Genomic DNA, 12,061 nt, shown 5'->3' with positions numbered 1-12,061 from the left:
ATGTATGTAATTTTTCATTTTCATTTCATTTTTATCTTCCTCTAATGATTTTCATGATTTTCATTCGGTAATCGACCAATTGTAAAATAAACGCTTTTGTTGCAAAAAAGCCGATTGGCCCCGTCAACGGGCTCCAATCGGCTTCGGCAAACATCGAATTATTTTTTTGCACCCGTATAAATGTGGATGGCATCTCTCAGAAACTGTGCCGTCCCCGGCTGTTTAGCGTCATAATAGGACCGGAATCTTTCGTCATCCACATACATTTGCGCAAGACCCGCATGAGCTTCCTTCGTGTATTGGCTCCAGTAAAACGTCAGCCATTGCTTATGCAGATCCGCTGCTTTCTGTGCAAGTTCGCCGGCAGGATCACCTGTTGCATATGCTTCGGATAACGCGGCGATTACTTCGTCAGCCAAACGCGTTACCTCTTCATGCTCTTCTTTCGACATGTTTTTCAGCTTGGCATTCGATTCGTCCACCGTTTGGTCGCCGTATTTCCCGCGTATTTCCTTGCCGTATTTTTTCTCGTTATCGTCGATCATTTTTTGCTTGAATCCTTCGAATTTTTCTTTATCGGTCATCGTAATTCTCCCTTCGCTCTCGGCTATCGTTTTTTCCACATTGGCAATAAGCAGGTCCAACTGCTTTCGTTTGTCGAGGAGTTGTTCGCGATGCTCCAGCAGAGCTCCGGCTCCGTCAAAGTTTGGGGCGCTGACAATATTTTTGATGTTGTCCAAGCTGATCCCGAGTTCTCTGTAAAACAATATTTGCTGCAGCATGCTTACCTCCGCTTGACCGTAAATCCGGTACCCCGACGAGCTCGTTCTTGCCGGCTTCAGAATGCCGATCTCATCGTAATACCGAAGCGTTCTGGTACTCACGCCCGCCAATCGCCCCAGCTTCTGTACGGTGTATTCCATGTCTTCGCCTCCTGACACATTTAGGTTACACCTTTCCGTAACGTCAAAGTCAACACTATTTTCAAAGAAAACAATATCGTAAATCCGATTGTTCGTGTCGCGTTTTCAGATGTACGGAATCAAGACATGGTTAGGCAAACCTGTCATTCTGAACAAAAGCAGCAAATTGGTTGCATTGTCCTAGTACAAACTTCGACCGAACGCCATATGATGTATTACGTAAGAGTCCTCCTGCAGGGAGGTGATGCAAAATGACATTTACGCTCACAGACTGGATGCTTTACTCTATGTATGTCGTACTCGGACTCATGGCACTCGACTTCTTGCTCGGCCTTTATAAGTCGCTTAAAGCCGGCAATTTCTCGAGCGCGTTGATTCTGAACTACCTGAAAGATCTGTTACATTACGTCTTGCCTCTGTTCCTTCTGGCCAATCTCATGTATCTTGACTCCACCGGCTTTCTGGTATTGACAGGTTATTATATCGGCGCGTTCGGCGTTGCCCTCAAATATGTGTACGATTTAAAAAACAAATTGTAATTCTCTCCATTCGCTAAATAGCCAAGGACCGTAGGGGTTTCCCCGACCGGTCTTTTTTTATTTTCCGTGAGCGCCTCCATGTCCATAACACTTCCCGATTCTGCAGAAAAAAATAATCTCGCAACCGGCATAACCTGCATCTGATTCGGATCGCAGCTTTATTCCGCAGCTGGTAATCCTAAGGCTCGGCCGCATGTATTTCATTTTTGCGAATATCCTTTTATATCGGCAAATTTCAGGATGGAGATGGAACTCATGGAAATGCGCAAGCAATCCTTTATCCGGGGAACGGTCGTTTTAACTTCGGCTGCCTTTTTCACTAGGGCGCTGGGGTTTATAAACGGCATCTTGTTGGCCCGAATGCTTGGCAAAGAAGGCATCGGACTGCTTATGACCGCCCACCCGCTTCTGCCTTTATTCATTACGCTGACCGAGCTCGGGCTGCCTGCAGCCATTTCCAAGCTTGTGTCGGAGGCGGAGACACAAAACAATCCGGCGCGCGTCAGAAAAATTTTGGTCGTTTCGCTCACGATAACGGGCGTACTTAGCGTCGTACTAACTACATTTGCGCTGCTCGCTTCCAAATGGATCGCGGCGGTGTTTTTACCCGATCAAAGAGCATACTACGCAATGCTTGCCTTGACGCCGATCATTCCGCTTGTGGCGATCACGGCTGTTTTACGGGGTTATTTCCGCGGCAAGCAAAATATGAACCCGCTCGCTTTTTCCGATATTATCGAAACGCTGGTGCAGATCGGATTCGTAATCGGCCTGGTGCAGTGGCTGCTGCCGTACGGCGTCGAATATGCGACCGCAGGCGCTATGATCAGCGTCGTCATCGGCGAAGGCGCGGGCCTTCTGTATTTATTTTTAAGATTTTCATGGTACCGCAAAACAAAATCCGGAACCGTTCCGCCGCGCGTACAGAGCGATGAAAAATTTTATCCCACCATGCGCGATTTATTGCATCTAGGTTTACCGCTTACGGGAAGCGGCTTCGTCCACTCCCTGTTCCGCGCCTTTCTCCCGATGCTGGTCACTCACAGTTTATTGCTTTCCGGGGTCAGTTCAGCAGCGGAAGCGACCAAAAGCTTCGGTTTATTGACCGGATACGTACTTCCTTTACTATTCTTGCCTAGCTTCTTTACGCAGTCGCTTTCGACGGCGCTTATTCCTGCCATTAGCGAGGCGTCGGCGAGCAGCAACAGCAGACTCATGCACCGCCGAATGGATATTGCGATGCGGATCGCATTATTTGTCGGGGTGCCTTGCACGATCATCCTATACGTCTGGGCCATTCCGCTCGCGACCGTGCTATACCGCGCGCCGGAAGCCGGGCCGATCCTGCGGCTTATGGTTCCATTGTTTTTCCTCTACTACTTCGAGGCGCCGATGCATGCAATCTTGTTAGGACTGGGCAAATCGTCCACGGTCATGTGGAACTTGATTATCACGAACTTGTTTCAAATCGCCGTCATTTTCGCATTGGGCTCCAAGTTCGGCATACAGGGTGTGGCACTCGGCTTCGCGTTCGGCATTTGTTTGCTGACCGTGCTGAATTTCCTTTCCATCTCGAGCACGATCGGCTTTTATCTCGATTTTCGCATGATTGTGAAAGCGGGAATCGGCGCTGCCGCGATGACGTTCTGCGGACTTGGCACATACGCGTTCATGCAGCGTTACGGCTCCGCATTGCCGCTTAATGTGCTCGGAGCGGTTTGCGTCTCCTTGCTCGCCTATGTGATGACGCTGCGAATCGCCCGCGTTTTCCGCGAGGTCTAAAAGCTGCGCGGCCTGTCGGACATTCCGCCCAAGAGTATTTCGACAGTTCAACAAAAGGGGAGTGTCCCAAAAAGAGCTTCTTCCCCATCACGTGCTATAGTAACTGGAAAATCTACATCAATTTTGCTGCTTTCACGGCTTCTGAACGAACTAGATGGAAAATCTGCAGTTGATTTTATCCAATTCGGCTATTATTGATGAAATCAACGAAATTACCTGTAGTTTTTCCATCAAGATGCCGATTTTTCATTTTTCAAGTAAACTTAGCTGTAGTTTTTCCATCTAGAACCAGGACCCGGGGCACGGCATGAACCGGACTAGCCCGAAAGTCATTTCCATTTTTATGCCCCGCCTGACATTACTTAAAATGCCAAATCGGCAAAAAAATGCGCTTCCATCCACTTTTCCAGTGTGTTAGAAGCGCATTTGTTTCCATGCTGGGAATTGTCCATTCGAAGCTAACCTTCTAGGACAGCTCCTTTTCACCCAGCAAGCCATCACCTATTTCTTCCATTTCAATCTGTTTATTTCCTCTTTCATTTCGAAGCTTCTCTCCAAATCGATTCCGTACACATTCGCAAGAGCAAGTACGTAATAAAGCACATCATACAACTCTTCTTCTATGGTCCCTTTTATGCCGTCCTGCTCCGTCATCCGTTTATTTTTCCTCAAAACTTCCGATAATTCGCCGACTTCTTCGTTATTTTCTATCCCCGTAGCTTTTGACATGCTTGATCCCTTCGATCAAATTCAGCGCCTTCAACTCCGGTATGACAAACTCGGGCACGATGCGGTAATGATCGAGATCGTCCATATCGATCCATTTGTTGACAAATCCGTTCTCGACACCCGCAAACTCGTCTTCTTCTATGTAAATGGGGTGGCCATCAGGTAAATCGACAAGATAAAACATGCCGATTTCATGCACTAGTCTATCGGGGAACGACACAAAATTTTCTACAATCCAGACAAGTCTTTTTGCACGGATGCGTACTGCGAATTCTTCAGCCATCTCGCGCTCGATCGCACTTTCGGCAGTCTCATGAAACTCCACGCGCCCGCCGGGAATAAACCATACGTCATCGCCTTCCGCTTTTTGCATAAGAACCTTCCGATCATGGATGACGATGCCTGCTGCCCGAAATTGAAATCTGTCTCTTCCATTGTCGAATGAAATCATCATTGTTATTCCGCCTTTTTTAGGGGCAGAAGCACCTCCGTTTCATCCGGCCAAACCGGATTGGCCAACGAATAGATTTCCAGAGCCAGGGCTCGTTTGTCGCTCTGCAAACCGATTGAGCCAAGATAGTCATGTATGACTTGATAGGGATCGCCTTGGCACTTCGTTGTGGCATATCGGTGCGGCGGAACCGTAAAACCGATCATTCCTTCCGGTACTTCCGATAAATCCGACACCTCCATGCAGATCAAATACGTAAAAAGGACCTCTGAAGAAAAACAGGGACTTATATATCGCTCAGGGTGCACTTTGTTTCGTATCTCCTCCTTACGCTCGTAAAACTCACGCTTCATCTTTTCTACTCTTTCGTGAATATGTCCGTTAAACGAGCATGTAACCGAAAATCCTACCAGCTTTATTTCTGGGACCTCTACGATTTGAACCGAATTGCCGGAATTCATGAAAAACCGCCCTTCTCCCGTTATATAGATAATAGTTTCTCCAGCCTGCGATACCCTTCCTTCTCCAGCTCCCGAATTTGGATCAACCGATCGACCGCTTCTTTTCGGCGGTCCGGATCCTCTATCGGTTCGTGAGGCTGACTCCAAGGGAACAAAAGACTTAACGCCTGAAATTGTTCTTTTACAAGTTTATAATGATCCGCTGCTGCGCTCAGCTTTTTGCCGAGTTCGCCGTCGAATCGTTCGCAGGCTTCCCGCAAAAACAGAAACGCATTATGACGGCTCTCGTGAAAATTATCGGCATAGTAACCCATGTAAAATCCGAGAATGTTATTGGTCCGCACCGATTCGATCCAGCGATCATAAGCAAGCAAACCGCTGTATAACGTACGTCCTCCCCATTCGTATTTGCTTAACTGGGAAATATCAAGCGCGAGACCAATCCCGGCACGCAGCGCCGTAAGATCGTCGGTCGGCGTGCACGGAGTCGCCCAATGCAGGGAAATAAAACCGCCTCTATCGGGGTCTCCGGTATAAACCGAATCGTTCGCCCGCTCACCGGTTCGGGATCGCGCACGGCATTGCGCGCACGGGCAATAGTTACGGCCGAGCATTTGCCATGGTATGACCTCATCGAAGCCCTCATGCCCGCTTCCTCCATGCCAGGAGTGCGTAAAATAACCTTCGTCGTTATAGGCATGTATGATGGACGTTTCATTGCCCAGGTCCAATTCTTTGGCGAAAACCGGCAGCCCCCTGTCAATTGCGTTACGCGCCGCATCCCAAGCCTCGCGCTGCAGCCGTTCGAAATCGGCCGCTTCCGCAAACGCATGCAGCCCCCGGATATCAAGTCCGATATGACAAGCGGCTTCGAACATCCTTTCCTCAGGCTCTCCAATATTGGGAGCTGCACAATCCTCATCCATAACGGACATGAACGCACTTCCGGTTATGCCGTAAACCCAAGCGGCCGAACAGGGGATATTCAAGTAGTCCGCACATGACTTGATCGCGCCGACATGCGATTTATGAAACCCGGCAAACCGGATTCGCTCCAAACTTACTTTGGCCATCTTCACAGCCTCCCTATTACTGTCTGAATAATTCGAATCGGAATGCTTCAAGGCGATTTGCAGAAAGCAGCAGCCGGATTCGTTTCACGCTTCTTTAGCTTCGTCCCAAACCGCCTCATAGCGCGTTAACAACACGCCGAAAGGTTTCGATCGCTTTCGCATCGTACGTTTTCGCCTGCTCCAGCAGCTTCGCGGCTTCAAGCCGGCGCTCCGCATCCTCGATCAATCCCCGCGGCTGCTCCCATGGAAACAGTTCATATACTTGATGAAACGCTTCGCGAACGCGGTCGAAGCAGCCGATCGCTTCATCGAGCGCTTCAGGCGCATGTTCGCCAAGACGCCGCTTCGCCTCCAGCAAAAACTTATGCCCATACGTGCGGCACGTATCCCATTCATGCGTGTTGTAAGCAAAATACCAGCCGTCGACGGCCCCTCTTCGCAGCTCCGCCACCCAATGTTCATAAGCACGCGAGCCTGCAAGCGTCCGGCTGCCCGTAAGCTTTCCTTCCGCGAATTCGACCGCCAAATGCAGCGCTTCCTTCACGGTTCTGCAATCGTCCTCCGCATAATCATTCTTCATCATCCAATAAACGTCGACAAGTCCGTCCCGCTCCCCCAGCGTTTGCCAAGGCTCCGCCCTCGTGCCGTCCCAACAGCTGCAAATATATGCTTCATCCGTTAAATCATAGCCCTGAACGACGCTTGTCTCGCCGTAGTTGAAAGCGAAACCTCTGCCAAAGCAAGGGTACCCGGCATCGATCGCATGCCGAACCGCATCCCACGCCTTCCTGCGAAGCGCATTTAAGGAATCGCCTTCGGCAATGGCGCTTATTCCCGCCACTTGGACGCCTATATTCCCCAATAGCCCGGCTATTCGGTCATGAGGCAGTTCATGAAGTACCGGAGCGGTATTCACCTCGCCGCCCACGCGAAATAAAAAAGGGACGCCAATCGCTCCATATAACCATGGACTTAAAGGATAAGGGCTATCCAGCTGCTTCAAGCATGCGCTGTACGCGTTAATATTGGACAAATTGCTTCTGCCGCCGTCATAACGAAGCCCATTAATGACTTTTACCTTCTGACCTTTCAAAATGTCGCCTCCATTCTACTCTTCTGCAGCGTTCCGATGCTTCGGATCAGTCGTTCCAATACCGCCGCCCCCTCTTCCTCCGCCGCCTTTGCATTACCCAGCAGTCCGATCGCGGCGATTACGGCTTCCGGCTCGCGCGGATTTCCGCCCGACGGCATCGGAAACATCCGGCTGAGCGAGCCAAGCGCATCCGCAGCGGCTTCATAACATTCGGCCGCTTCCGCCGCAACGGCTGCCGCTTCCTCCCAGCCTTCAGCGCTTAGCTTATTTTCCAAGCCCCGCAAAAAAGAGACTGCGTTTATTCTAGCGTCTGCGGCAATTTCCGCGGTATATGCGTTGCCGAGCGGATCGACGCTCCCGTTTCGAAACGCCGCTTTCCAGCAGTCGTAAGCGGATAGCCCGGTAGCGTATCCGATAAATGTCATTTCTCCGTAGGTATGCCGAACCGCCATATGGAGCGCATTCCGTACCGCTTGCCACTCCTCGATCTGAGCTTCCCCCGTTATCGAGAGTACAAACAACCCGCCGGACAGGCCGCGGCCGAAACGGTCATAAGGAATCGTCCCTTTCGCTCGCGCATCTACGGCGTGCAGGTGCTGCTCCGCATCGTCATAGCCGTAGATCAGTCCGAACTCGGGCGCGAACAGATCCCATGCGATAACCGGCATACCGCGTTTGATCGAACGGCGTATGTGCATGACACCTTTGTTCAGCATGAAGGGCGTAGGGGGCGCGCCTCCGTCGCCCGTATGCTCGCTTTCCAGCCCCAGATTCAATAGTCCCTCGCGAAACTTCGACTCCCAGAAATACATGGACGGACCTGTCGCATCGATTGTTTGCTCCTCCACCGTGAGCCGAAACGCCTGTCCGGTCAGCCCCATTACATCGGTTAGCGAATAACGTCCCGGCATGGCATAAAACAGCGCGGCATAGACCGCCCCTGCGAAAGAGGTTTTGCATCGTTTCCATTCCGCCGATTTCGGGCCTTTTACCGGTGAAAGCGCCGCACGCTCCGGCATATTCGCCTCTCTTCGCTCTTTCACGTAATCCCTGAGCCGGACACGTATGCGTTCTTCCTTCACCTTGTACCTGGCGCGGGTGAGCGATTGATAGACGCTGTCCGTCGAAGTCCGGAACAACCGGGCGATTTCGGCCGGCGACAATTGCCGGAAAAAATGAGCTTCAAAAACGGCTCGTTCTTTGGGAGCAAGGCAGCGGAGCATCTGTCTTAACGTCACAAGGAATTCTTTGTACGCCAGCTTTGCGGAAGGATCCCCTTCCTCCCCTCTGTTCGCGCCGCCGCTCAAATATTGCAAAATGCTATCGACATCCGACCAATTTACGCGTTCTTTATCGCCGGCAGTCGAGGAGAGTCTCGTGAACGTGCGTTCCTTGCCGGAATGTTCTCCTTTCCTCATCTTCATCAGCGCCTCATTACGGACAATTTTATGAAGCCAAGGCAGAAAACGGTCCATGTCCGCAAGTGTTCCCACATGCAGGAAAGCCCGTAACAACGCCTCCTGGACGATGTCCTCCGCCAAATGAGGATCGCGGGCAACGCAACGCGCCCAATCGAACGCTTTGGAGCGATGCCGCCTGACGAGCTCGCCGAAAGCATCGCGGTCGCCGCCGCGCGCCTTTTCAATCAAATCGACGTCCGACCATGCGTTCCCCATCTATTCCCCTCCCTAATTATATAGATGCATGAACCGACCGATTTCTGAAGCCGAAAAGCGATTATTCCAAAAAAATTCTCATAAACGATATCTATACGCTGTCCGCCGCCGAATATCCTTGTTTCTCATAAGAACAACGCGCTTCTAGCGCCGCTATTCGCCGATAAACCGGCTCTTAAGAAGGGATATTCGCACAGTTTGCCGAATAATGTTGCTATGATGACAAACAGAAAAATGATCCTTTACAGCCTCATCTTTTTGATCCTTCTTACCGGTTTGCGCTTGATTTTGCTAAACATGAGCATGCCGCCCAACCACCCGGCTCCGAATCAGGGCGTGCTCGATTTGCGGCACTGGGACTTCAATAACAACCGAACCATCCCTTTGGATGGAACGTGGGAATTTTATCCGAATCAATTTATCGAACCTCAGGAAGGCGGGACAACCGAACGCCCGGCCGGCCAGACCTATATTCAAGTTCCGGGCGAGTGGAATGCATACATGCCGTCAGAGGGAGGATCCTCTTTCGGGTACGGTTCTTATCGGCTGCGCATCTTGATCGGGGATCATGCGGGCGAATCGTTCGGCTTATTGGTTAAACGCATTCATGCTTCATCTACAGTTATCTTCAACGGACAAACGGTCGCGGAATGGGGTCGTCCGGCCGAGCGGAAGGACATCTATACGCCCAAACTTAATTCCTACAGCGTTTCCTACATTGCGGACGAGCGGCAGGAAATCGAGATCATCGTTCATGCCGCAAACTTCGATAACAATTCATATGGCGGGATTACGAAATCGCTCAAATTCGGCTCTCAGGCAGCGACCGATTCGGAAAGAATGTACGCCGTAGGATTCCAATTTACAACCTTTATCGTCCTGATTCTGCATGCCGTTTATGCGGGGATCTTGTATATATTTAACCGCAGGCAGAAAACGCTCGGTTATTTCATCATGCTGCTGCTAAGCGCATCGTTCAATATTATTTCGGACGACGATATCCTGCTGATGATGTGGGTTCCGATCGGCTACGTTTGGGGAATCAAAATTGTGGCGCTCTCCTATATCAGCTCGTCGTACTTTATGCTGAAGCTTGCCTTGTCGCTTTTTCCGGAATATAAGCATAACGGTACTTTTCGCTGGTTTTTTGCCTTGTGCAGCCTTTTTGCCGGAGTCATTTTACTATTTCCCGTGCAAACGATTTTTGATTTGCGCACGGTACACACGTTCATTTTTCTTTTTTCTCCGGTCGCCGTCATGTTCATCATCATTCGAATGGCATTGAAACGGCACACGGACGCCATCTACCTGATTTTTTCGGGGATCAGCATACTATCCGGCATCCTTTGGGGATTTTTCGAAACACAAGGCTGGGTTTCGTCGATTTATTATCCGTTCGACATCATCGCCGCCATTTTAGGCTTTGCGGCGTATTGGTTCAAGCGTTATTTTCGCAATGCCGAGCAAACGGCCGAACTAGCCAAGCAGCTCCAGAAAACGGACAAGCTGAAGGACGATTTTCTCGCCAATACGTCCCACGAGCTAAGAACCCCGCTGCACGGAATGATTAACATCGCCCAGTCCGTCGTCAGCAGAGGAGGAAGCAAGCTTGGTTCGCAAAACGGCAAAGATCTGGAGCTGCTCATCACGATAGGCCGCCGGATGTCGTATTTGCTGAACGATCTGCTCGACTTGACACAGCTTAAAGAAAATAGAATAAGCCTGAATCCGGCAGCATTACGCGTTCAATCCGTCGCTTCCGGCGTACTGGACATGCTGGACTTTATGACGGAGGGCAAACCGATTCGGCTGGTCATGGAAATACCGGATCACTTCCCTCCCGTCGTGGCCGATGAGAAGAGACTCGTGCAAATTTTGTTCAACCTGCTTCACAATGCGATCAAATATACGAATGAAGGTACGATCGTCATAGATGCCGAAGTCAAGAACGGAATGGCCTATGTTCATGTTTCCGATACCGGAATCGGAATGGATCCCGTTACGTTGAGCAAAGCTTTCCAGCCTTACGAGCAAGGCGAAAACGGAAAAACGGCCGGCAATGGTGGAATCGGACTGGGGCTCAGCATTTGCAAACAGCTGGTTGAGCTGCATGGAGGTTTTTTGGCAGCCGAATCTTCGTTGGGTTCAGGCTCCGTATTCACGTTCACGTTACCTTTATCCGAGGCAAACGCCGATTCGGATGAAGTCTCACGTAAAGAACCGGAATTCAAACATCTTGCCGGACAACACGATTCGAACGATGTCGCCGAGAAGGAGCTCCGTGCAGAAGCACGTGCCGTTCAGCATGCTTCCGCTTCATCGAGGCCGAAAATATTGGCGGTCGACGACGACCCCGTCAACCTTAAAGTGCTGAGCAACATTTTGTCGACGGAGCGTTATGACATCGTAACCGCCATGAGCGGCAAAGAAGCGCTTACCAAGCTCGATAAAGAGCAATGGGATCTTGTCATTGCCGACGTCATGATGCCTCAAATGTCCGGCTATGAATTTGCGCGAATCATCCGCGAACGGTTTTCGATCTCGGAGCTGCCCGTTCTGCTGCTGACTGCACGCAGTCAACCGGCCGATGTGTATTCCGGCTTTTTATCGGGAGCCAACGATTACGTAACGAAGCCGGTCGACGCCATGGAGCTGCAATACCGGGTAGACGCATTAACGGCGTTAAAGCAATCCGTAGGCGAACGCCTGCGAATGGAAGCCGCTTATTTGCAAGCGCAGATTCAGCCGCATTTTCTGTTCAACACACTGAATTCGATTATGGCGCTGGCCGATATCGATCAAGCCAAAATGCGCGATCTTACCGAGTCGTTCAGCTCTTATTTGCGGATCAGCTTCGACTTCTGGAATTCGGAGAAAATGGTCCCGCTGGAGCATGAGCTTGAGCTGGTCCGCTCTTATTTATATATCCAGAAGGAACGCTTCGAAGAGAGATTGGACATAACATGGGAGGTCGGACCCGGCGTTCGCATCAAGCTTCCACCTCTCACCATTCAGCCGCTTGTCGAAAATGCGGTCAGTCACGGCGTCCTGCGCAAAGCGGAAGGCGGAACCGTTCGCGTACAAATCGCGAAAGGGAGCGGGAACGTCAAAATCGTCATTTCGGACGACGGCGTAGGCATGGAAGAAGAACGGCTGAGACAGCTGCTTGACGGCAGCGCGGTTTTGATTGGAAGAAGAGGGATCGGGCTGCTCAACACCGACCGCCGCCTTAAGCAGCTATATGGCAAGGGGCTTGAAATCCGGAGCAAGCCGGGAGAAGGAACGACCGTATCGTTCGAAATTCCCGTTTAGCTTTCTCCGAGAATGATATATT

10 protein-coding genes are annotated in these 12,061 nt (G+C 50.7%); 3 read left to right on the top strand and 7 right to left on the bottom strand.

The features are described from left to right. Window positions 1-158: 158 nt before the first annotated feature. Window positions 159-923 carry a MerR family transcriptional regulator gene (locus tag DQG23_RS01335; protein ID WP_113028988.1) on the bottom strand — a complete coding sequence of 255 codons (765 nt, stop codon included), beginning with the start codon at window positions 921-923 and terminating at the stop codon, window positions 159-161. Window positions 924-1,174: 251 nt separating this feature from the next. Here DQG23_RS01335 and DQG23_RS01330 point away from each other — a divergent pair, with 251 nt between their 5' ends. Then, window positions 1,175-1,462: a hypothetical protein gene (locus tag DQG23_RS01330; RefSeq protein WP_113028987.1), complete on the top strand. Its 288-nt coding sequence runs from the start codon at window positions 1,175-1,177 to the stop codon at window positions 1,460-1,462. A gap of 255 nt (window positions 1,463-1,717) precedes the next feature. Beyond that, the gene (gene spoVB / locus DQG23_RS01325) at window positions 1,718-3,244 is read left to right on the top strand and encodes a stage V sporulation protein B (protein ID WP_113028986.1); all 1,527 of its coding nucleotides are present in this window, start codon (window positions 1,718-1,720) and stop codon (window positions 3,242-3,244) included. Window positions 3,245-3,745: 501 nt separating this feature from the next. Here the strand turns inward: spoVB and DQG23_RS01320 are convergent. The 6 genes from DQG23_RS01320 to DQG23_RS01295 form a co-directional block, all read right to left on the bottom strand. Next, a complete protein-coding gene (locus DQG23_RS01320) occupies window positions 3,746-3,973 on the bottom strand; it encodes a MazG nucleotide pyrophosphohydrolase domain-containing protein (protein ID WP_113029547.1) in 228 nt (75 codons plus the stop codon). Continuing rightward, entirely contained in the window at window positions 3,945-4,427 is a 483-nt protein-coding gene (locus DQG23_RS01315; protein ID WP_113028985.1) for an NUDIX hydrolase, read from the bottom strand. The genes DQG23_RS01320 and DQG23_RS01315 overlap by 29 nt, the downstream gene beginning before the upstream one ends. A gap of 2 nt (window positions 4,428-4,429) precedes the next feature. Next, on the bottom strand, window positions 4,430-4,885 hold the full coding sequence (locus DQG23_RS01310) for a GyrI-like domain-containing protein (RefSeq protein WP_113028984.1): 456 nt from the start codon (window positions 4,883-4,885) through the stop codon (window positions 4,430-4,432). 20 nt (window positions 4,886-4,905) lie between these two features. Beyond that, window positions 4,906-5,958 (bottom strand): hypothetical protein, encoded by a 1,053-nt coding sequence (locus tag DQG23_RS01305; protein ID WP_113028983.1) that lies wholly within the window; start codon window positions 5,956-5,958, stop codon window positions 4,906-4,908. A gap of 115 nt (window positions 5,959-6,073) precedes the next feature. Next, window positions 6,074-7,051 (bottom strand): hypothetical protein, encoded by a 978-nt coding sequence (locus DQG23_RS01300; protein ID WP_113028982.1) that lies wholly within the window; start codon window positions 7,049-7,051, stop codon window positions 6,074-6,076. Further along, window positions 7,048-8,727 (bottom strand): RNA polymerase sigma factor, encoded by a 1,680-nt coding sequence (locus tag DQG23_RS01295; protein ID WP_113028981.1) that lies wholly within the window; start codon window positions 8,725-8,727, stop codon window positions 7,048-7,050. Before DQG23_RS01295 ends, DQG23_RS01300 begins: the two co-directional genes overlap by 4 nt. Before the next feature lie 216 nt (window positions 8,728-8,943). On the opposite strand from DQG23_RS01295, the gene DQG23_RS01290 reads away from it, so the two are divergent. Further along, window positions 8,944-12,039, top strand: a complete 3,096-nt coding sequence (locus DQG23_RS01290; protein WP_113028980.1) for a hybrid sensor histidine kinase/response regulator — start codon at window positions 8,944-8,946, stop codon at window positions 12,037-12,039. Window positions 12,040-12,061 lie beyond the last annotated feature (22 nt).

Source organism: Paenibacillus contaminans, from assembly GCF_003285015.1.
Lineage (GTDB): Bacteria > Bacillota > Bacilli > Paenibacillales > NBRC-103111 > Paenibacillus_V > Paenibacillus_V contaminans.
Note: the sequence above shows the minus strand (reverse complement) of the source record. Positions and strands in the feature narration are given on the sequence as shown.